This is a genomic window from Sporofaciens sp. St.21A7 (assembly GCF_059728535.1).
Window position 1 is genome coordinate 4,993,630 of sequence record NZ_BAAGFN010000001.1, and the last position, 22,126, is coordinate 5,015,755.

The window sequence follows — 22,126 nt, forward strand, 5'->3', positions numbered from 1 at the left end:
ACCCTATAATCTATTTATATACTTTAATCTATCTGAAATCTCAACATCATCTATAATATCCCAAATTGGTATCACCTTTCCCTGTATACAATATTCATTTAAGTTTTTATATACATCAGAAATTCCCGTTAGCGACATAACTATGATAGAAATTTCATTATTTACTAAACCTTTTACTTCCTTTATGTTATATACAGGAACTCCCTCGAAACATCCGCTTTCCTTATAACTATCTATAATACATAACAGCGGAATATTTCGTGCATTCATCTCTTTCACAAGAATATGAGTTATATTTCCCATCCCATATATCACAAGATTATTTATCTCTGATATTGAAGACATCACCTTATCTGATTCTTCCAAAATCTTAGTTAAAATCCTCCATTTCATATCCGACAGCTCAAAGGGAACACTTTTTCTCGTATATGCATCATTTCCTCCACTATGATCATGTACTTTAGGATGCGCAAGATATGGATGTGCCATAGTCTCTTTATATTCAGAATACCAGGGATGTTTTGGATTTCTTATATTTGTAAAGAATTCCTCCATTTCATCTTGTGCCCCCCAATTATCATATGGTCGAAGCCGCACATAATCTGCACCAAACTCTTCTATGCATCTACGAGCAAATTCTGGAAGAGTTCTAAAATTATCCGCCATAACGACAGTTGCAATTTCCAGCATATTTATGATTCCCTTTTCCCGAAGCCCTTTTACAAACCTTAAATTGTCCTCAATCCTCCTTATGGGATATTGTACACCGGAAAGGCGCTGATACGTCAGTTCATCGAAACTCATAACGGTAATCGCTACCTCTAAATTATATTGACCAAGATTCTCTATCTGTTCCCAATGTTTCTTATCAAATAGCGAACCATTCGTCTCCAAACGAACGGAACATTCTTCAGGCGGCGCTAAAGGTTTCCATTCCGATAATAATCGAAGTATTCTTTTGCTTGTAAATAATTCCCCCAGCCCATTTGCACCAATTCTTTTTGCATATGGCAATGCCTGCCGTATTCTTGATTCTATAATGTCATAATTATGTTCTAACTCCTCTTTCGTCCTTCCCTCCAAATAATTATGAACAGTACAACTCATACAACGATAATTACAGTCATTTTCAAAAGCTAGATACAATTCTTCCGGATATTCTGGTATTTCGCCTAACTCTGTTTGAATATTACATATTTCACCTGTCATTAAATACGGACACCCATCAACTACACATTTAGAATAATCTTGCTCCATCAAACGCTTTCTCATTTTTTTTGCAGCTTCTCCATGGTAAAGTTCAGGAATCGTATAATCTATAAGACTTCCTATGACTCCATCACTGGTCCAACTGCACTCCCTTACATCCCCATCCCCGTTATAAACCTGCAGCCAGTTTCTTCCTCTCTTACATAATCTGCCCATGCACATATTTCCTCTCTTTATCAATCCGCTAATTTCCTCTCACCCAACAGCATTATGGCGCTGACTGGATGTGTTTTCCTTTTTTCCAAGGGCGGTAGTTTCATATAGTCTCCAAATTTAAAATTAAGATAGCTGTCATAATCTTTGATACCTTGAAATATCTTCCCCTCAAACATAAAATCTTTACTATTTTCATACCAATTTCTATGATACCCATACTCCCTGTTAGGGGTGGGAAATGTTAGAATCCTGACCATTCTGGTTCTCTTTCTATTTGCACGGATAACCATTCTATGATAATGACTCCATACCTTTTTTTCAGGTAACGCAGACAACAGCTTATAGCACTGTCGTTTCAGCATATTTTTTTCTGCTATTCGTCCCACTCTTGACCAGAGGATTTTTCTAACACAAAAACATTCAAAATTATTTATACTACGTAACAAATAATTATCCGGTATTCCATCAAGGGGAAAGATATCAATAAAAATCCCTTGCTTATAGGGCATATCCTCCTGATATTCTCTAAGAAATACAGTTCCTTTCCTTCTTAGTTTTCCATATCCCCAGCGATATCCTCTAGTTCTTCGGTGATCCTGAAAGTAAAAACGCGAGGAATCCAATTCTGTCTTCACTGCCTGCCTAAATCTCTCGTACTCCGTTCTAAGAAACGCAACATCTGCATCATCATCCCACGGGATATATCCCCCATGTCTCACCGCTCCTAACAGCGTTCCGGCTATAATATTATATTGAATCCTACATTTCTTACATATTCTATCCACTTCTTCCAACATCTCCAATTGTATTGCTTGGATCTGCCGAAGGGTTTTCTGGTCAATCTGTATCATTCTTATTCCTCAAATATATTATAATCTGCTCATAAACTCATGTACCTTTACTCCACAAGTTCCATCATTGTTTGATGCAATTTCTTTATATGCAGCTTTTTGCTGATCTTCATCAAACCGATTTCCCTTAATAGAGTCATCAAGAAAGTTACGAATTGAATTGAATGCATTCTCATTACAACAATACCTAAGACCTTCCGAGGAATGACAAAATCCCGGCTCGTGTGCTTTTAATTCGTCTACATCAAAATGTATCTCTATTTCCGTATAATCATTTGTTCCAAGATTAATTTTATATAATCTCCTCTCGGGATTTATAAAAATCATCACATTCCCGTTTCCATCGCCTGACCCCCACAAAAATGAGCTCTTATCAGTTGTATAAAAATACTCTCTTCCTTCCCTGTACTCAAAAGGCGGATTCCACTCTTCCATTTCCCCCGTATCTATATTAATTCTAATATACATATTGGCATAATCCGGTGTCAGATACAGATAATTTTCATAGAATGTCCAGCCGCTAAATGGTCTTTCCATACACTCATTTCCATGGACTGGTTCCAAGCATTTGAATCCTTTTGGGAACTGATGATATGCCTTTGCTTCATCTGTATCCGGATTCCACCGAACAATATTCAGTCGTTCACCCATATAAGGTAACAGCCAAAATTCTTCCCCATATGGAATTATAGTTCTATATCCACAATCAGATTCAACTGGTATCGCACGAACAGTATGCTCTCCTGATTTCATTTTAAATATATAAACCTTGTTATCGGTTGGAGACGTCAGATAAATTTTCTCATTCTTTACTCCGCTCCCTCCGGTTATCGTAATTTCGTCCTTTTTCTTCACAAACGTATCCAAGTCATCCCTTAAATATGTAGTCTTTCCGGTTACCGTGTCATACCCAACGATAGCCGGATATTTCAGAGGCAGCATAATTAGATATTTTTCCCATTTTATCGACCATGCAAAGGAATTCTCTTTTATTTTTGTCTGCTCAAATTCCACCTTCTTTTTGTTCCCAGCAGTATCAATCACCAAAATATTTTGTACATTTTGTGGACACACATAAAATTTTCCCTCAAACTCATGAACCACATTATAATCCCCACCGTAAACATAATCTGAAAGGTCGCATAAATACTTATAGTCATGAGCAAATGGTTCTGACACATACAACCTGTTCCCTTGTGTTATAGAAAATCTATCCTTCTCCGTATAAAGAAGCCCCGGATGAATCTCCCCCCGCCAGCTATCCTCATCCGGTTCACTATGCAGCCTGTTATTCAATACAAATATGGGTTTCCCCACAATCCCAAACAACGAAAGCACCGAACTTGCGGCGTCTCCAATATACGCGTCGCATAAAGCAATCGTATCCTCCATATCCGGGGTATCGTCATAAATACCCAACCCCTTGCCCAGAAATTCTCGTCTTAACTCCAAATACTCCTGCCTGTACCCCACCCGCATAGTTTCAAACGTAGATTCCAGCAACGGATGAGGACGCCACAAAAGGCATGCGTCTTTCCTCCCCTCAAAACAGGAAAATACATACCGCATCTTCTTCAAAAAACATTCTGTATCAGCAAGCATCCCATTGATACTTGTATTATAAAAATACACCTTCCGCCCTTCCATCTTTTCTTTCCAATCATCCGGAGGCTCCGGCGGGTTCTTGCATTTTCTTATAATGCTGTCAAACTTGGGCGAGCCAAAAGGCAGAAACTTTTCATCCGGAATCCTCTCGTCAAAATACTCCCGGAATCCCGGCGCCTGCGTGATAATATAGTCCGCATAGACATACGCAGGGCATAATTTCTGTGCTTCCGCCATTCCTCCCGTCGTGCTGTAGTAGGGAATATACACGAGGGTATCCGTATATTTTCTCAAATTTTCCGAGTAAAACCTTGGATGCACACTGGTAACATAATTCCAATCATCATAGGGATTATGTATATAAATCACATCCGGCCTGCGATCTTCAAACTGATACGTCTGCCAGTCAATCACTTCTATCCCTTCCGGATATTCAAGTCCTTCATAGTGCATCTGCCCAAACGAGCGGTCAGGATTCATGTCAAAATAAGGAATCGGCACACAATATGCGTCGCACTCCGGGTCTTCCCTCGCCGCAAGATACACACTCTCAAGGCTGTCCCACATAGACGCTTTATAAGGGAAAAATGCTACTTCTTTTCTGACTGCTATCTCATTTTTCACAGAGTTCTCAATCTTCACCAACAGCTTCGTAAGCCGCCTGCATATTTTATTTACATTGTATCCCACGTCCTTGATTGTCTCCGATACACAGAACAGCTCTTCACAATATTCTTCCACACAAGAAACGGCAGAATGTCCTTCGCCTTCCCTCTTTTCAATGGTTTCCCCTAATTGAATCGCAAATTCCTGGCACTCGCAAAGCATATTCCAGGCGACTGCCGTCCTTCCTTGCTCCAACGCTTTCTTGATTTCTTCATGGGCTTGATAAAAACTATTGACAAATTCCAATACTTCTTTTTTTTCTGCTTTTCTCATGCCATATCGTCCCTTTACTCCCTGCTCGCTTTCATAAACTCTTCCATAATCCCCGCCAACGCCACAGTCTCCCCTCTGGTCAGCTTAAAGTCATCCTTCTCTCCATGGTTGAGCCTGGTCAGAAAATCACTAATCTCGTACCGCAGCCCTTCTCCCAGAAATACCTCTGAGAACTTGTCTACCCTGCTTGTATCCTCATAATGCACCTCGAAATACGAAGTCTTCCACCAGGGCGCCTCCGCCAGGATATACCCCTTCGTGCCTGCAATTAAGAGCCTGCCTTCCGACTTCACTCCCAAACCACAGGTTGCCGTTGCAAGGCCATTTCGATATTTCAATGTCACCCTGGTAAAAAGGTCTACCCCTTTTTCCCCGTTAATCGTGTCAAAAGAAACTTTCTCATAATCAGCGCCCATCAGCTTCAATATCGGAAGCATGACGTAACTTCCAAGTTCAATAAAACTGCCTCCATAAACCGGATCAGTCAATTCCCTGCTATTCTCCTGCTCCAGCTTTGTGAAACAAGCTTCCACATTCCGGATACTCCCAATCACCCCGCTATAGGCAATTCCTAACAACTTCTGAAACCCAGGACAATAGGCCGTCTTGATTCCTTCAAAAAGGACCAATTCCCGTTTCTTCGCCAGCGCAAACACTTCCTCCGCCTGCCGCCTCTGTAAAACCATAGGTTTCTCGCACAGCACATGCTTCCCATGCTCCAACGCCCCGTTAATATACTCATAATGCGTCTTGTGGGGTGATGCTATATATACCGCGTCAACGGCGTCATAAAACAGTTCCACATCCTCATACCCATCAATCTCCCACTTTTCTGCAAACCTCTTTGCACTGTGGGGATGCGGATTATAGACTCCCTGTACCGTAATACCGCTTACTAACCTTGCCTCCGGCACAAAACGATTGGCAATCCTTCCATTCCCAATAATTCCAATCCTCATAATATGCTGTCTCTGCTCCCGCAGCATCGTACTGGAAATATTCCTGGTACGTTCCAGATACACCACTTTGCAGCAATCTTTCAGATAATCAAAGTAGCCCGTCCAATCAGACCCCACCGTAAAAATATCGATACGATACTTCTTTATATCATTAAATTTCTGTCCCGCCGACTCCTCGATGATAACCTCATCGGCAAACCCGGTCTTTTTCACATTCTCAATACGAGTAATCACAGAGTCCACAACTCCAAGCTTCCCCCTTGCCTTGTCATAGCTCTCTGTCGTCACACCCACAATCAGATAATCTCCTAAAGCTTTTGCTCTCTGCAGCAAACGGTAATGTCCTTCATGAAAGAGATCAAATGTCCCATATGTAATTACTCTTACCATTATTCTCCTTCCCGATATATAATATAATATAATATATATACTTCATATTTTTAAACATCTCTTAGGACAAAGCCGTCTCTCATAGTCCCCTTTTCCTAAGCATACGCTCCTCAACCTTTCCAAACACAAACCGGTCAATCACAATCCCGATTGCCACTATCACAATCATGACAAGCATGACCTGGTTGATATCTGCAAGATCCCTTCCCATCATCAGGGTATGTCCCAATCCTACCGTCGCACTCATCACTTCTCCTGACATCAACGCCCTCCATGCAAATGACCACCCTTGCCGCAATCCTTCAATAAAATCCGGCATAGCCGCCGGAATGATTACTTTTATATACAACTTTTTCTTATCTGCTCCCATGGTCCTGGCAACCTTCATCCATAATGGATTCACATTCCGGATGCCGTTCCTCACAGACAGTGCAATACTGAATGCAGACCCCATAACCACCACAAACAAAATAGCGCTTTCATCCAGCCCAAACCATAATATGGCAAATGGAACCCAACAAATACTTGGGAGCGTCTGAAGCCCCATCAGCAAGGGATGCAGGCATCGGTGAATCCCGTCATTCAACGACAGTATCACTCCAACCACACCGCCTATTGCAATTGATATTCCAAATCCAACCACTCCCCGAAAAAGGCTATATAAGAATGCCTGGAACAAAGTCCCCTTATCGATCAAGCTTTTGAGAGTCTCCATCACTCCCAACGGACTTGGGAAGGAATAACTCTTCCACCATCTCATCTGCTCCGTTCCAACCCAATACAAAAGCTGCCACACACATAGAAGCGAAATATAAAACAGAACTACCGGCAGCTTCTCCTTCCAGAACGTCTCTCTAGTCAAATTCTTCTTGTTCACTTTGTTCTACCTCGATCCGTACTTCATCAAGTATCGCCCGCCTATATCTCAGGAACTCCTCTGATTCTATGCGCCTTGGCCTTGGAAGGTCAATGGAATAAACATTCTTCAATCCAGTCTTTCCCGCGCCGATGACAGCCACATGGTCAGACAGGAATACCGCCTCCTCCACACTGTGGGTTACAAGGATCATCGTCCTCTTTGCCACAGCACAAATCTGTGCAAGCTCTTCTCTCAACACGTTCGTCGTCTGCTTATCCAGCGCCGAAAAAGGCTCGTCCATGAGCAAAATCCTGCACTCCATCGCCAGCGCCCTCGCCAGAGCCGTCCTCTGCTTCATCCCGCCTGAGATTTCATGGACACGGTAATTACAGAACCGATCCAGCTTAACAAGTTTAAGATACCGATGCGCCCTCTCTTCCAGCTCTTCCCTGGAATACCCCGCCACATCCAATCCAAACTTCACATTCTCGATTACATTCAGCCAGGGGAACAATGCGGCATCCTGAAACATCATAATTCTGTCATTCCCCGGCCCAGTTATCGGCCTGCCGTCCATTAATATCGTCCCCTGCGTTGGAAGCTCAAGCCCCGCAATCAGATTAAGAAGCGTCGTCTTCCCGCAGCCTGACGGTCCCACAATCCCGAAAAACTCTCCGTCTTCTATCTTGAGTGATACGCTGGACAATACATCTTCCCCCTGCTGCGGATACTGCTTTGATACGTCTTTCAATTCAAGCAATGCCTAAACCACCTTTCCCAAACACGAACTCATTCTGTCTGCAAAAACCCTTCATATGGGCCCTCTGCCGTAAATCCCTCCCGCACACATATATCCGCGAAAGCGTCCACCGTATCGGCATTTACATCACGATTAAATGTAATATGCTGAAGAGATGCCTCTAAAATATCCGTATCAATCGACTTATCCGTGGCAGCTTCAATCTCTTCATTGATTGCATTCATGGTTTCTTTGGCATTTCTATTAAGATAATCGGTCATTTCTCCATGAATCTTAAGAAATTTTTCTACGATGTCAGGATTTTCCTCCATAAACTCCTTCCTTGCCACAACCACGGCAACCGGATAAGAACCTTTACTCCAAACCTCGTTCTCATCGCATATTACCCTGGCGCCGCACTCCTTCATCAGCGTCTCCGCCCAGGGTTCCGGGACACAAGCCGCATCAATTTCCCCATTCTGCATCAGTTGGAGAATATATGCGTTTGCTGTTGCGGTAATCGTCACGTCTCCGCCTGCATCCGCAGACGCAAGGTTATTCTCCGCCAGAAGATCCAAGAATACCAAATGCTGGGTATTGCCAATCTGGGGCACTGCCACATTCTTTCCCGCCAGGTCTGAAACCGTCTCTATCCCGCTTTCGGGAGCGGCAAGGAGCATCATTCCACCGTCCGAGCATCCGGATATGACGACAACATCCCCTTTCGACTTTACATTTGCACTGATTGCCGGGATCGGTCCGATATACCCGATATCAATATCACCGGAAAAGAGCGCCGTCACCTCGTCCGGTCCCGCATTAAACGACGTCCACTTCACATTAACGTTGTCGCCCAGCTCTTCTTCTAATGCTCCCTCGTTTTTCATCAAAAGCGCCTGGCTATGGGTTATGTTCGGGAAATACGCCACATTTACCGTCTTGTCTTTCTCCGGCTCCTTCCCGCATCCCGCGCATAAAAAACAACCGACAACGCCGGCAAGAATCATTCCGGCATAATATTTTTTCCGTCTCTTCTTAAACTCTTTGTCCAGTCTCATGGTCAACATATTTTTCTATCTCCTCAAGCACATATTTTGCAGCGTCCTCTAATGACATACCTGTGGTATCTATGGTAATGTCCGCATGCTCCGGCGCCTCGTAGGGACTTGATATACCTGTGAAATTCGGGAGTTCACCGCTTCTTGCTTTCCTGTAAAGCCCTTTCACGTCTCTTTTTTCACATTCTTCCAACGGGGTGCTCACATAGATTTCAACGAAATTCTCCTCCCCTATTATCATCCGCGCCCGTTCCCTGTCGCTTCTGAACGGTGATATAAACGAAGTCAGTACAATCAACCCGGCATCATTCATAAGCTTTGCTACTTCCGCAATCCTCCGGATATTCTCAATGCGGTCCTCTTCCGTAAAGCCCAGATTACTGTTCAGCCCCATCCTTACATTGTCCCCGTCCAGCAGCATCGTATAGTGTCCGGACACACTTAACGCTTTCTCAATCTCATTGGAAAGCGCAGACTTTCCTGCACCAGACAGTCCGGTAAACCAAAGCGTAACCGGTTTCTGGTTCATCTTCGCCGCCCGAATCTCTCTGGTAATGTCAAGCTTCTGCCACACGATATTCTCAGACCTGCGAAGTGAATGCTTAATCACACCGCAAGCAGACGTCATATTTGTCACCCGGTCAATCAGTACAAAGCATCCCATCTCTTTGTGTCTGCGAAATGTATCATATACAACTTCTTCTGCCGTCACGATATCACATACCGCAATCTCATTCTTATATAGCCGGGAAGCGTTCAGGTGTTCGCCCGAATGAATATCCACCTTATACTTTATCTTCATTACCGTTGCCGGAAGGGTCTTCGTGCCAATCTTAATCAGGAAATTCTTTCCCTGCACCAGCTCCGTGTCATCCATCCATAATATAGACGCTGAAAACATATTGCTGACTTTCAGCTTCGTTCCGCTGACGAACACACACCCTCTGGATACGTCTATCTCCTTATTAAGCTGAATCGTCACGGGATTCCCTTTCTCTACGGTTTCCGCTTTCCTGTCTGCCAGCAGGAGGGATTGCACCTTTGCGTTTTCCCTGCTTGGCAAAACTGTTACCATATCCCCTTCCGATATCTGTCCCGCTAAAACCTGCCCCTGGAATCCTCTGAAAGTGTGGTTCGGTCTGCATACCCGCTGAACCGGCATCACGAAACCTTCCTCTGTCCCTGCGCCCGTATTGACCTCCTCTAAATAGCCAAGCAGCGTCGGCCCCTGATACCATTTCATCGGTTCCGACCGCCTTGTAACATTATCTCCCTCCGTCGCCGATACCGGAATCACGGTAACATCGGCTAAATCCAAATCAATAGCCAGTTTTTTAATTTCCTTCTCAATCTTCTTATACTCACTTTCACGATAATGAACCAGATCCATCTTATTTACCGCAAAACAGAAATATCGAATTCCCATGAGGCTGCAAATCCTTGCATGCCGTCTCGTCTGCACCAGGATTCCCTGGGACGCATCCACCAGAATTACTGCCAGTTCTGCAAACGACGCCCCTACCGCCATATTCCTTGTATATTCCTCATGCCCCGGCGTATCTGCCACAATGAAACTGCGTCTATCGGTTGTAAAGTATCGATACGCCACATCTATTGTAATTCCCTGCTCACGTTCCGCCATCAGCCCATCCAGCAGCAGGGAATAATCAATCTTCCCCTCTCTGCTCCCGACCCGGCTGTCTAACTCAAGCGCGCGCTCCTGATCCGCAAAAATCAACTTTGCGTCATACAGCATATGTCCTATGAGGGTAGACTTACCATCGTCCACGCTTCCGCAAGTGATAAATTTCAATAATCCATTCATAATTTAGAAATATCCCTCCCTCTTGCGTCTCTCCATACTTCCTGCCGCTTCATGGTCAATTACGCGGCTTGTCCGCTCCGACGTAACCGCTCCCAGGGTTTCTTCTACAATCGCCTCTAACGTATCCGCCGCGGACTCTACGCCCCCGGTTAGCGGATAGCACCCCAGGGTTCGGAACCTTACGCACTTGTTTTCTATCTTCTCTCCCGGCAGCAGACGCATCCTGTCATCATCTGCCATAATGATATTGCCGTCCCGATAGACGACCGGTCTTGTCTTCGCAAAATAAAGCGGTACAATCTCAATATTTTCTCTCGCAATGTACTGCCAGATATCCTTTTCCGTCCAGTTCGATAAAGGAAATACCCTCATGCTTTCTCCTTTATGAATCTGGGTGTTGTATTGATTCCACATCTCCGGCCTTTGATTCTTAGGCTCCCACGCCTGGGCTTCATTGCGGAAAGAGAATATCCGTTCTTTTGCACGGGACTTCTCTTCGTCACGCCTTCCGCCCCCGAATGCAGCCGTAAACCCATATTTTGAAAGCGCCTGCTTCAACGCCTGTGTCTTCATAATATCTGTGTAAGCAGAGCCATGGTCAAAAGGATTGATTCCCTGTTTCACGCCTTCTTCATTCGTATATACCAACATCTCAATTCCTTTTTCCCTTGCGATGCGGTCGCGGAATTCTATCATTTCGTGGAATTTCCAGGTCGTATCTATATGTAAGAAGGGAAACGGCGGCTTCTCCGGATAGAACGCTTTCAGCGCCAGATGCAGCATCACCGAACTGTCTTTTCCGATGGAATACAGCATCACCGGCTTCTCACATTCTGCCGCTACCTCCCGCATGATATAGATTGCCTCAGCTTCCAATGTGTCTAAGTGTACGCGATTTGACACGGTTTCCTTCCTCCTTAACACCATCTCTTGTTTTCTGTATGGACTGAATTATATCACAGTTTTTTCGTCTTCACAAATATAAAATATAATATATAAACTTTTTACCTTTGAAGTATTATGTTTTCATATTGGCTTGTCGATATCACTAATGTAAATCTCAGAAAGGTGGTACATTATCATGTCCAAAGATACAGCTAATGAGAACGTCAATACCCAAGAAAAATCGGGCAAGAGTAAGAAACCTCTGATTATAGTAATCATTATCGCTATAATTATTATAGGCGTTCTGATCGGCATTATTGTGAAGCTTCTTCCGAAAGGGGAAGGAAAGGCTTACAACAATGTCGTGACTCCAGATAATGTTGACGAGGTCATCAGCCAGATGGAGGAAGATGCGAAGACGCCTGTCGGTTCTTATGAAGTATCAATGAATACAAACTGGGTATTTCCTGACGGTAATTCAGCTTCTACGAATGCTTATGTGGAGAACTCTGTAAGCAACCGGAACACCGTATACTTCACAATCGCACTGGCGGATAACGAAGAAGAAGATATCTATAAGTCTCCATATCTGGAAATCGGCAGCCATTTGAACGACATTAAGCTGGATTCCGCTCCGGTGCAAGGCGTTCACGACGCTATCATTACATATCATTTGGTAGATGATGAATTTAACGAAACTAGCTCTCTATCTATGTATATGACGATTACCATCGAAAATTAATTAAAATGGAGGAACGAACTATGAGAAAAACAAAGATTGCAAAAATCATCGCAGCTTCAACGGCTGCAACCCTGTTACTGGCACCGGCAACAGTATTTGCTGAGGACGTAACAGATCCAGGCTCAGCATCATCCGAAATCAACGGCGACGGATCGCTGGAAGGATATGTCAACAAAGACGTATTCCGCGTTGTGCTTCCTACAATTCAGAATGTCAATTTTACTCTTGATCCGCAGGGATTATTGAATAAGGCTGACAGCGCTAAGTATCCAACCGCATCAGGCGCCGTATACTTTGAGAATGCACCGACCGGAAGTGCAACAGATCCTACCTATTCAAACACAAGTGATGAAATTACCATCTATAACAAAAGCTCTTATGACGTAGAGGTTGGTTTATCTGTTACTCTGGATACAGGAGACGTTACGTTAGCTGCTAAGGATGCTTTAGCCAGTGCAAAAACACCGTCTCTCTATCTTGGACTTATTAAGGGTACAGATGCCGCCGCAGCTATCACGTCTGCTTCTTATGAGAGCGCTGCTGCAACCGTAACGAAAGTTCCGGAAGCTGATGGAACCACGGTAACAAAGGGGTATCAGATAAAAGCTAACACGTCTGCAGTTGAAGGTGTTGAAGAATCCCCTAATGGATATTGGTATACTTACGAGTTAACACCAGGATTTGCCGATACCGATGCTCAGAAAATCTCTTATAAATTAGAAGGCGCTTGTGATTCAGCAGCAGATTGGTCTAAGATTGACAAGGCAGTTACTGCAAAGGTTGCTTGGACTATCACAAAGGTTGGCCAGCCAAGTATAAGCGGAAAAGCATACAGCATAAGCAACACTAATACTTTTACTGTTAAAAACGTAGATTCTACAGCAACGATTTCGTCTATTAATATGTCAAAAGACGGAACTACTGTAGCAGCTTCCGTTCCTGCTTCCTGTTATTCACTTACCGGTACAACATTGACCATAGACGGAACTAAGAATACAGCTATTGGCAGCGGCGGCGTTGGCGGTACACGTTATTTAATCGTAACATTCAGCGACGGCACAGAAGTAAAATTCTTAGTTAATGTAGCTGCATAAATAAAATTGTACGTACTGTTTTCATTGAAAAATCCCCTTGCTCTGTATTAGCAGAGCAAGGGGATTTTCCTAATTATTTAAACTGTGACCAACCTTTTCATTACGTATCTTGTAATTTCCTGAAATTTATCATAACTAATTCCTTTATATTCTTCTATTTCCATCGAAGTATCAAAAAATTCATTACCGTCAAAATATATTTTTGAAATATTTGAATTGCACTCCTCATAAATTAACAAAAATTTTTTTCGTCCTTCTGAACTGAAATAAGCATAATCCTTTATTCTCTCTGTCTGTTCTGCATATTCATTTAAAGTTCGATTCAGCTTTTTATCTTCAATACCTATAGATTTTTTATACTCTACTAAATCTCTATGCCATCTAATATTGGCGCCTGATTTATTAATCTTCTTTAACCTTTCAATTTCTTCCTCCTTCCAGTTTAGTATGACTCCAAAAAAATCAAAAATAATATCTTTATTTAACTTCTCGTAAGGTCTTATTATCATTTTACTTTCGTTAAATATACGCTGCCAACCAATCAACTCTTTCTGATAATCCAGCGATAGTGGTTTATACCTGACAAACTCTTCAAATTCAATACATTTGCATTCGCTTCCATACCAAGGTTGTTTACAAAATTGATTATACTGAGATTCTAAAAAGAAGTCCTGACGTCTAAGATAGCAGACAATCGCAATCTCATCAAAATACTCTTTTAAGATATCGAAAAATGCCTGCCGCATATCCGCATTTATTTTATCATATATTTCCTGATTATATAATGTTTGTAAACCACAAAGCGTTCTAAAAGCATCTGCAAACATAGCTTCATTTGATATAATCACAGTATTACAATTATTTCTCTCTGCATTTTTTACAACGTCTTCAATTACCTTTCGAGGAGCATCAGCTAAATTCTTAAACCTTGGATGTTGCTTATAATCAAAAAATAGTTCCTCTTTTATTAACGCATCCCTCAATAAGCCATAAGCAATATTAGAATGCGAATTACTCAACAAGCTATATTCCCCCCAATAAACACCCTTTTCTAACAGCTCGCTTCTATTGAGCGTCATACACGACTGCAATGCTGTTGATCCCGTTTTATATGTTCCGATATGTAAATATACTTTCATACGCATATACCTCTCTACTATTTATCTCAATCAAATTCCTCAACCAATCTGGCTGCATATTTTATCTACGTCATTTATAGAAAGCTCTGAGTACAAAGGCAAAACCAATACTTGATTTGCCAGGTTCCTCGCTACTTTCAAATTATCCTGCTTAAATTTATTCTTATAACACATTTGGTCTAATGTTAATGGATAAAAATATTTTCGGGAATAAATATTATGTTCCCGAAGTTTACGATATAATTCATCACGGCTCAACTCATATCCTTCGTCTACTATAATTGGGAGATACGAATAATTCTTATTTATTTCCGAATGACTATAAAACAACTTAATTCCTGCTATATTAGAAAGTCTATCCTGATATTGTTGCCACAATTCCTTTCTTTCGTCCATTATGGTGCTGACACGTTTCAAATTACACAACCCCATAATCGCCGCAAACTCATTCATCTTCGCATTTGCGCCTATGGATACCACCAACTCCTCCCCCCGAATCCCAAAGTTTTTAAGATTATACAGCCTTTCATATAACCTATGTTCCGAAAATGTCACCGCGCCGCCCTCAATTGTATTAAATACCTTCGTAGCATGGAAGCTAAACACCGAGGCATCCCCATAATTCCCAATCCCCCGCCCTCTGTACTTCACGCCAAAGGCATGCGCCGCGTCATAAATCACCTTCAAACTATATTTATCCGCTATCCGCTGTATCTCTTCCACATTACATATATTCCCATAGACATGAACCGGCAGAATTGCCGCTGTTTTTTCCGTAATCAGTTCCTCAATCTTAGTCTCGTCAATCGTTCCATCGCTTGCCTTAACATCACAAAAAACCGGCTGAAGGTGATTGCGGACAATCGCATGGGTCGTAGAGATAAAGGTAAACGGCGTTGTAATCACCTCCGCTCCCTCCGGAAAATCGAATGCCTGTATCGCCATTTCAAGCGCCATGTGTCCATTGACCATAAGCGACAGCTCCGTCACATCCAGATACTCCTTCAGCCGTTTCTCCAACTCTCTATGATAGCGCCCCATATTGGTAATCCAATGACTCTCCCACAATGGGCGTATTGCTTCAATATACTCCTCATAAGGCGGCATCGAAGCTCTTGTCACAAGAATTTTTTCATTACTCATATCCGTATTTACACCCGCTTTCAACTTTCCATCATCTTCCATCCCGCCTATCCCTCACTGGGCGTAATCTCCCAGGCAACCGTCACCTCCGGTTTTGCCCCTGTCAATTCTGACCAGTCGCCTTTCCCATTTGCCGCTCCCGTAAGTTGGAAAGAATACTTAGGAAACTCTACGCCTCCAAGATCATCACTTAACCTAAAGTTATACTCATCCCTGCTTTCATCATAGACATACTCATACGCCCCTTCAGGCGCGGCGTCTATCGTTATATCCATCTTCAGTCCATCCTCGCTGATGGGAATTTCATCCTCTCCATCCAGAATCCCCAGATAAAGGCTTGTTCCGGTATCCTCCGTGAATTCCTTATCATCCGTCATCGTAATTCCTTCAACAGAAGACAAATCAATACTCACATGAAGGGATACATTTACCGCTATGGAACTTTTATTTGTAATCGTAACAAAATCACTGGTATTACAATAATCCTCCTCTGACTCGCCGTCTTTACGTTCAAAAAACACGGTTGAGCCCGCCTCAAACTTCTTTCCGTCATATGCGGCCGCATCCGTTTTATTGATAAGCCCTTGGGGATCTAAGATAAAATCAAATACGCCGTCTGTGTTGGCAGGCAAGATAACCTGATATATGTCCGTTTTCACACTGCCTTCCACTTCCCCGACTCCCGTCCCGCTTCCTTGCCCCAAGCTTTCGGCAGATGCAGACATAGAACACCCCATAATCATCGTTACAACCAACATAAACGCCGTACATTTCTTGAAGTATCTCTGTCTCATAGTCATTTACCTCCATACCACATTTTTCTCCGAAACTTATTTTCCTCTTTAACTCAATATTGTCATAAACTGTTATATTCTCGTTCTGTTTCAAATACAACCAATCATTTTATATAATATAATATATAAACTTAATAAAATACCCCCACCTCACCCTCTCTCCACATAATTTGTAATTACCGCATCCACGCCCAAAGCTCTCATCCTCTCAATATCCGCCTCTTCATTCACCGTCCACACATGAACCCTGACTCCTCTATCATGGCATTCCCGCACTATATCTAAATCAGGATACATCATATTCCCCAGGGATGGATGAATTGCATATGCACCGTTTTGTCTGGCGTACTCCGCCGCGTCAAGAATCCCGTCCGAATAGAGAAACGCCACTCGCGCAGTCGGCAGAAGACGCTTTATCTTCCGCATAGAATAATGGTTGAAGGAAGAATAGATAATCCTGTCTTCCAGCCCCTTCCTCCTGGCAAGCTCTAACACCTGTTCTTCCAGCCCTTCGTAAAACACGACGCTGTTCTTCAATTCCAGATTCACGACCATCTCGGTTCCCTTGACCAGATCGTAGACTTCCGAAAGCGTAGGGATTGCTGCCCGCCCATACGCCGGGAACTGCCGATTCATATTGAATGACCTCAATTCCTCAAACGTATAATCCCGTACATTCCCTACTCCATCGCTCACCCGGTCGATTTGTTCATCATGAATCACCACCGGCACGCCGTCCTTCGATAACTGTACATCCAATTCAATACCATCTGCACCTGCTAAATGCGCCATCTCAAACGCCGGAAGCGTATTCTCCGGCGCATGCCCGCTTGCCCCTCTGTGAGCCCAGATCTTCATCGTCCGGTTCGTACGCCGTAAGACTTCCACATTCTTATAGACGCTCTCCTCCTTTGCAAAGGATACCTCCCTGTCTTCCCCGGCTCCAAAACGTACCATTCTCAATCTCTGCGCATCAAAATCAATGAGAACACTGTCCCATAGTTCCTGCGTCACAGTATCCGCTTCCCGCCGCCATGCCACTGCTCCCTTAGGCTTCTTATCGGTAAAATATTCAAGTTTCGCACAGCCTACCGATATTACAGGGAAACTACATTCTCCGAAAACATTATCCGCATGGGTATGCCCATAGAAAAATCCTGCAACCTGATACTGGGGCATTGCATTACATTCCTCCAGAATATCCAGCAGCTCTTCTCCATTCCTCACATGAAAACTCCAGTAATCCAGTCTTGCAAGGGGCGCATCATGAGAAAAAATCAAAAATCTTGTCCCTGCCTCAGAAGAGTACAGAGTTTCTTTCAGCCAACCAAGCTGTTCTTCCGAATATCCATACCGGATACGCTCCCCGTCGTCAAAAGAGGACAAGAATACCATCCGCACCGAATACTCTGACATATCCACAAAATAGTCAAGCCTGTTGTCTTCCGGAACGTCCAGCCGATAGATGCGGCGCATCTCTTCAACCGTATAGGTATTCTTCCTGTTCCGGAAGTAATTGCTGTCATGGTTTCCCACCGTCACATAGACCGGGACCTGACATGACTCCAAATCATCCAGAATCCGGGTCACATACTTTTCCGTCAGCCTTTTAGAAAGCATGCCGTCTGTAAAATCCCCCATATGGATAATCGCATCGTATCCTGCCTGCCGCGCCACGCTTCTAATGTTACAGGCAGTATCTTCCCATGTCCCATTCACGGTATAGTGTGTATCCGTAAGCAGACACAGCTTCATAATACGATTCCCAGGTTCTTTGCCGCCTTCCGCCGCTTTAGCCTTTTCCTCATTGTCCTCCACAGAAGTCCCCATATCTTTCACAATATGGTTGATAGCATGTACGGTGTCCGCTATTTCTTGCCGAAACCAGGGCTTCGGCCTTTCCTCTGTTCGGCCGCTGTCCTGGCTGTCATTCATCCTTACCAGATTCCCTGCACGTCCGATGTCCTCTGTTCCAATATATTCCCCGTCCATCCTCCTGACACAGACACGGAACCAGCAGTCCTGTTCAAATATATAGTCCTCCTGCCTGTAACTGTCTGGGGTAAGGTTCCTGGTATAATGCGCCCAGTTCTCCTCCGCCTGATACGCATAACTATAGATATATTCCTGCTCTCTCTCCATCGAAAACACAGCCGGAGCAAATACATATCTATCATCACACAGATGAATCTTATCCCCTGGATATGCCCTGTATAATTCTTCCGTCGCCATATGTTTTGGGGAATCCGGCACCAAAGTTCCGTCCGCAAGCGCAGTGCGGTATCCCGCTGTCAACTCCAAATATCTCATACTATCTCCACATTCTGTATCATTACTGGTTTTCCTGCCTTCTGGCAAAGCTGAACAAGGCTGCTTCCATCCCCATAATAAGCGTCGCAAAGGGCAATCGCTCGGTTCAGCTCAACGGAATCATCATAGATCCCCCATCCTTCCGCCCGGTACTGTTCTTCTATCTGCTTATAGTCCAGCCACAACTGAGGGCGCATCGATTCAATGGTCGCTTTAATCAACGGATGAGGCCGCCACAGTAACGCCACATCTTGGACATTCTCCTTAAAAGTGTGGAATACAGACTTCATCTTTTTCAGCATCTTATCCCCTTGCTCAAGCAGCGCCGTCACACTCGTATTGTACAGAATCACTTTTTTTCTGCTCCCGTCCGGTTTTTCAAGAACCCTAAGCCACTCCCCCGGTATCTCATACTCTTCCTCCGAGGTTTCCAGGACCTTATCCATTTTCGGCGAACCAAGTCCCAGAATCTTCTTCTCCCAATAGGCTCTCGTCTTCTCCCCCGCCGCCGCTGTCAGCGCCTCTATATAAGCCTTCCGCATGTTCTCCGACTGCACGATCACAACATCTGCATGAAACACTCCCGGCACAGTACAGAAATGTGCCATTCCTTCCACAGCTTCTTCATTCTCCGGATCAACCTCCCCCAACACAAAGTAGGGGATATAGACCAGTTTGTCCGTATACCGCTTCAAATTCTTAGAATAAAACTCCGGCGAAACACTCGTGACATAATTGTATTCATCATAAGGATTGTGAATAAAAATCATATCTGGTCTGCGTTTTTCAAAATCATACTCTCGGAAATCCGTAACACAAACATAATCCGGATACTCGTTCCCTTCATAATGCATCTCTCGGAAACTACCGTCGCCATTCTTGTCATAGTACGGAATCGGAACGACATACGCATCACAGTCCGGATCCTCGTCCGCAGCCTTCCACACACTTTCCAGCGAATCCCACATAGAGGCTTTATATGGCAAGAACACAACCTCCATGCGTTCTGGGATATCATGCTTCACACTGTTCTCCATCTTAATCAACAACTTACGCAATGCCTTACACATCTGATTCACATGCACAGGGGAATTCTTGGAAATCTTATCATAAATCTGATACGCCAGTTCACAATAATCTTCAATCAAAGGAATCGTAACAAAATCCTCGCCTTCTACCGCCTCAATAATCCCGCCCAACTGAATGGCGCACTCCTGACACTGCGACAGCAAGTCCAGCGCCGCAGCGTGATTATGCGTCTCTATAGTCTTCCGAATCCCATCATGCGCCCGCCCCAGCAGTTTAAGGAAATCTTCTGCCTGCTTTTTCTGCGCTTTCGTCATATCGCATCTTCCTCTTCCCATCTATTAATTCATACCCAAGGGCACACCGTAATACATGCCCTGCGGGCAGGTGGACTTCGTCCATTAAGGTATACCTTATATATATCGGCCAATTCTATTATTTCTTTAATAAATAAAAAAAGCGAAGCCGGGCACAGACCTTCTGCATCCTATCAACTTCGCTTCTTAATACGCTTCTACTTCTAACCTTCCTCTTCCTCCCCCTCTTCGCTCTCTTCATCCTCTTCATCCGCGGCAGCCGCCCGAGCCTTAGCCTCCTCAGCCTCCCGCTTCTTCTCTGGATTATATTTCAGAAAATAAGCATAAATATCCACAATCGCCTGATACAGCTCCTCCGGGATCGCCGTGCCAAGATCCAGCTGCGTCAGCACCGTTGCCAGGGAATTATCCTCATACACAGGCACGCCGTTCTCGTTCGCCATCTCCACGATGCGCTCCGCCATATACCCCAGTCCCGAAGCAACGATCACGGGAGCCACGTCTTTATTCTCATCATACCGCAGTGCGACTGCTTTCTTGTTCATCACGTCCTCATATTGTGACATTGATAGAATTTCTCCTTTCAAATATCTTCGGGAATGCGGTATGCACCGGGATCGGCGCCTTGCCCTTCTCAACGCCGAGATACTCCAACTCCAGATTATTCTTGCGCATAATATTGCGGATACCCTCGCGGATATCGCCCTCATGCCCGGACAGTTCCTCCGGATAATGGAGCAGCATATCAATCTTCCCCTTCTCATAATACAACATCATATCAAAAAAGCCAACATCTTTCATGTCAAACTTAATCAGCAGCTTCACGCCCCGCTCCTTAGAGCCGGGATTCCCCGACTCCTCATCCGGGTCAACCCACATCTCCGAAAACATCGGAACGCCGTCCAATATCACAGGCAGCATCACATGCATCACCGGCATATAGACGCTCTCATTCACCAGCACACTCCGCATAATATTGACAAACTGCTCCTTATTCTCGACACCGGCTTCACCCTTCACGCCAGCCTCCATAATATTCAGCAGCTTATCCGTTACCTCGTTCTTACCTGCCGCCCGGTCGTAATCCACATTCAGCAGCATATTACGAAAATCCTTCCCCGTCATTCCCTGGAAATGCTTATGGAATGTCGGGAAATCCATCAGCCGTTGGAACGCCTCCACCACCTTGTCAAGGCTGCCGCTCTCATACCGCGCCGTATTGAACGCAACCAGCGTAACCAGATCCCGCAGCTTCCCCATCTCCCGGTTCTCCGCCACATATTTGCCCATGTATGGAATAATCTGCTCCTTGAGCATCCGCACGTTCGCCGCGTTGCTGTCCGTAGAATGGGGCTTTAGCCGCATAGCGAGCCTTTGAAGGCCCTCCCGGTCATTTCGGAACATACGCGCCTCGATATCCTCAAGGGTCCCCTTGATATTCTCAAGGATATGCTTGCCCGAAGACATGTCATTATATTTTTTCAGGAAATCCAGCACACCCGCCTTGAGCTCCACCGTCGTAGCCTCGCCCATAATCTGGCGCATCACGTCAAACAGCGGTCCTTGCAGCCGGTTCGCCCCCGCCATCTGGCTCTTCATGAACTCGTTCAGCTTCTCCGGGGACATCTCAAGCATCTGGAAAAACGCCTGGATCTCTTCCGCCGTCCCCTTGCCGATTCCTGACTCCACAAGGTTCGCCATCCCGCCGAAGATCATCTTGGTCATAATCTCTCCGAGTCTCGGCACATCCCGCAGGGACGCAACAAAGCTTCCGAAGTTCGATTCATAAGAAATACCCTTCTGCCCCCCGTCGTCTCCGCCCGACTCGGTACGGCCGTCTGCCCTTCCTACCCGGTTCGCCTCGACAGGGTTCTTAATGCTTAGATCCTCCGCCTGCTGAGAAGGAGTCTGCTTATTTATGGTATTATTATTCTCATACGCCACGGTTGGGTTCGTTACTTTTAAAATATTTGACATTTTTTCACCTACTCTATAATTTACTCTTATCCTTTTCCGCCATTATGAC

Annotated in this window: 18 protein-coding genes; 2 read left to right on the forward strand and 16 right to left on the reverse strand. The window is 44.4% G+C overall.

What is annotated here, in order from left to right; translation table 11 throughout:
* Positions 1–3: 3 nt before the first annotated feature.
* The 9 genes from AC6I3O_RS24715 to cysD all read right to left on the reverse strand — a co-directional run bounded on the left by AC6I3O_RS24715 (position 4) and on the right by cysD (position 11,553).
* On the reverse strand, positions 4–1,449 hold the full coding sequence (locus AC6I3O_RS24715) for a radical SAM/SPASM domain-containing protein (RefSeq protein ID WP_497853163.1): 1,446 nt from the start codon (positions 1,447–1,449) through the stop codon (positions 4–6).
* Complete coding sequence (locus tag AC6I3O_RS24720; RefSeq protein WP_497853164.1) at positions 1,446–2,222, reverse strand: LicD family protein; 777 nt, start codon at positions 2,220–2,222, stop codon at positions 1,446–1,448. The genes AC6I3O_RS24715 and AC6I3O_RS24720 overlap by 4 nt, the downstream gene beginning before the upstream one ends.
* 72 nt (positions 2,223–2,294) lie before the next feature.
* Complete coding sequence (locus tag AC6I3O_RS24725; RefSeq protein WP_497853165.1) at positions 2,295–4,820, reverse strand: hypothetical protein; 2,526 nt, start codon at positions 4,818–4,820, stop codon at positions 2,295–2,297.
* A 14-nt stretch (positions 4,821–4,834) separates the two neighbouring features.
* Positions 4,835–6,169 (reverse strand): Gfo/Idh/MocA family oxidoreductase, encoded by a 1,335-nt coding sequence (locus tag AC6I3O_RS24730; RefSeq protein ID WP_497853166.1) that lies wholly within the window; start codon positions 6,167–6,169, stop codon positions 4,835–4,837.
* A gap of 79 nt (positions 6,170–6,248) precedes the next feature.
* Positions 6,249–7,046, reverse strand: a complete 798-nt coding sequence (locus AC6I3O_RS24735; protein ID WP_497853167.1) for an ABC transporter permease — start codon at positions 7,044–7,046, stop codon at positions 6,249–6,251.
* Positions 7,024–7,788 (reverse strand): ABC transporter ATP-binding protein, encoded by a 765-nt coding sequence (locus tag AC6I3O_RS24740; protein WP_497853168.1) that lies wholly within the window; start codon positions 7,786–7,788, stop codon positions 7,024–7,026. Before AC6I3O_RS24740 ends, AC6I3O_RS24735 begins: the two co-directional genes overlap by 23 nt.
* A 29-nt stretch (positions 7,789–7,817) precedes the next feature.
* A complete protein-coding gene (locus AC6I3O_RS24745) occupies positions 7,818–8,834 on the reverse strand; it encodes an aliphatic sulfonate ABC transporter substrate-binding protein (protein WP_497853169.1) in 1,017 nt (338 codons plus the stop codon).
* Positions 8,803–10,650, reverse strand: a complete 1,848-nt coding sequence (gene cysC / locus AC6I3O_RS24750; protein ID WP_497853170.1) for an adenylyl-sulfate kinase — start codon at positions 10,648–10,650, stop codon at positions 8,803–8,805. Before cysC ends, AC6I3O_RS24745 begins: the two co-directional genes overlap by 32 nt.
* A gap of 3 nt (positions 10,651–10,653) precedes the next feature.
* Positions 10,654–11,553, reverse strand: coding sequence for a sulfate adenylyltransferase subunit CysD (cysD, locus tag AC6I3O_RS24755; RefSeq protein ID WP_497853171.1), 900 nt, complete (start codon positions 11,551–11,553; stop codon positions 10,654–10,656).
* Between the two features lie 178 nt (positions 11,554–11,731).
* On the opposite strand from cysD, the gene AC6I3O_RS24760 reads away from it, so the two are divergent.
* Positions 11,732–12,277: a hypothetical protein gene (locus tag AC6I3O_RS24760; protein WP_497853172.1), complete on the forward strand. Its 546-nt coding sequence runs from the start codon at positions 11,732–11,734 to the stop codon at positions 12,275–12,277.
* A gap of 20 nt (positions 12,278–12,297) precedes the next feature.
* A complete protein-coding gene (locus AC6I3O_RS24765) occupies positions 12,298–13,371 on the forward strand; it encodes a hypothetical protein (RefSeq protein WP_497853173.1) in 1,074 nt (357 codons plus the stop codon).
* 77 nt (positions 13,372–13,448) lie between these two features.
* On the opposite strand, the gene AC6I3O_RS24770 is transcribed toward AC6I3O_RS24765, so the two are convergent.
* The 7 genes from AC6I3O_RS24770 to AC6I3O_RS24800 all read right to left on the reverse strand — a co-directional run bounded on the left by AC6I3O_RS24770 (position 13,449) and on the right by AC6I3O_RS24800 (position 22,077).
* Positions 13,449–14,510 carry a hypothetical protein gene (locus AC6I3O_RS24770; protein ID WP_497853174.1) on the reverse strand — a complete coding sequence of 354 codons (1,062 nt, stop codon included), beginning with the start codon at positions 14,508–14,510 and terminating at the stop codon, positions 13,449–13,451.
* A 39-nt stretch (positions 14,511–14,549) separates the two neighbouring features.
* Entirely contained in the window at positions 14,550–15,695 is a 1,146-nt protein-coding gene (locus AC6I3O_RS24775) for a DegT/DnrJ/EryC1/StrS family aminotransferase (RefSeq protein ID WP_497853175.1), read from the reverse strand.
* A 5-nt stretch (positions 15,696–15,700) separates the two neighbouring features.
* The gene (locus AC6I3O_RS24780; RefSeq protein WP_497853176.1) at positions 15,701–16,447 is read right to left on the reverse strand and encodes a hypothetical protein; all 747 of its coding nucleotides are present in this window, start codon (positions 16,445–16,447) and stop codon (positions 15,701–15,703) included.
* A 150-nt stretch (positions 16,448–16,597) separates the two neighbouring features.
* Entirely contained in the window at positions 16,598–18,757 is a 2,160-nt protein-coding gene (locus AC6I3O_RS24785; RefSeq protein ID WP_497853177.1) for a glycerophosphodiester phosphodiesterase family protein, read from the reverse strand.
* Positions 18,754–20,100 (reverse strand): hypothetical protein, encoded by a 1,347-nt coding sequence (locus AC6I3O_RS24790; RefSeq protein WP_497853178.1) that lies wholly within the window; start codon positions 20,098–20,100, stop codon positions 18,754–18,756. The genes AC6I3O_RS24785 and AC6I3O_RS24790 overlap by 4 nt, the downstream gene beginning before the upstream one ends.
* 203 nt (positions 20,101–20,303) lie before the next feature.
* Entirely contained in the window at positions 20,304–20,666 is a 363-nt protein-coding gene (locus tag AC6I3O_RS24795; protein WP_497853179.1) for an EscU/YscU/HrcU family type III secretion system export apparatus switch protein, read from the reverse strand.
* Positions 20,653–22,077 carry a hypothetical protein gene (locus AC6I3O_RS24800; protein WP_497853180.1) on the reverse strand — a complete coding sequence of 475 codons (1,425 nt, stop codon included), beginning with the start codon at positions 22,075–22,077 and terminating at the stop codon, positions 20,653–20,655. Before AC6I3O_RS24800 ends, AC6I3O_RS24795 begins: the two co-directional genes overlap by 14 nt.
* Positions 22,078–22,126 lie beyond the last annotated feature (49 nt).

Excerpts from the sequence above, each read along its gene's own strand:
- AC6I3O_RS24770 (WP_497853174.1), bottom strand. The coding sequence starts at position 14,510 with ATGAAAGTATATTTACATATCGGAACATATAAAACGGGATCAACAGCA.
- AC6I3O_RS24745 (WP_497853169.1), bottom strand. The coding sequence starts at position 8,834 with ATGTTGACCATGAGACTGGACAAAGAGTTTAAGAAGAGACGGAAAAAA.
- AC6I3O_RS24765 (WP_497853173.1), top strand. The coding sequence starts at position 12,298 with ATGAGAAAAACAAAGATTGCAAAAATCATCGCAGCTTCAACGGCTGCA.
- cysC (WP_497853170.1), bottom strand. The coding sequence starts at position 10,650 with ATGAATGGATTATTGAAATTTATCACTTGCGGAAGCGTGGACGATGGT.
- AC6I3O_RS24725 (WP_497853165.1), bottom strand. The coding sequence starts at position 4,820 with ATGAGAAAAGCAGAAAAAAAAGAAGTATTGGAATTTGTCAATAGTTTT.
- AC6I3O_RS24760 (WP_497853172.1), top strand. The coding sequence starts at position 11,732 with ATGTCCAAAGATACAGCTAATGAGAACGTCAATACCCAAGAAAAATCG.
- AC6I3O_RS24785 (WP_497853177.1), bottom strand. The coding sequence starts at position 18,757 with ATGAGATATTTGGAGTTGACAGCGGGATACCGCACTGCGCTTGCGGAC.
- AC6I3O_RS24800 (WP_497853180.1), bottom strand. The coding sequence starts at position 22,077 with ATGTCAAATATTTTAAAAGTAACGAACCCAACCGTGGCGTATGAGAAT.
- AC6I3O_RS24775 (WP_497853175.1), bottom strand. The coding sequence starts at position 15,695 with ATGGAAGATGATGGAAAGTTGAAAGCGGGTGTAAATACGGATATGAGT.
- AC6I3O_RS24795 (WP_497853179.1), bottom strand. The coding sequence starts at position 20,666 with ATGTCACAATATGAGGACGTGATGAACAAGAAAGCAGTCGCACTGCGG.
- AC6I3O_RS24730 (WP_497853166.1), bottom strand. The coding sequence starts at position 6,169 with ATGGTAAGAGTAATTACATATGGGACATTTGATCTCTTTCATGAAGGA.
- AC6I3O_RS24780 (WP_497853176.1), bottom strand. The coding sequence starts at position 16,447 with ATGAGACAGAGATACTTCAAGAAATGTACGGCGTTTATGTTGGTTGTA.
- AC6I3O_RS24790 (WP_497853178.1), bottom strand. The coding sequence starts at position 20,100 with ATGACGAAAGCGCAGAAAAAGCAGGCAGAAGATTTCCTTAAACTGCTG.
- AC6I3O_RS24720 (WP_497853164.1), bottom strand. The coding sequence starts at position 2,222 with ATGTTGGAAGAAGTGGATAGAATATGTAAGAAATGTAGGATTCAATAT.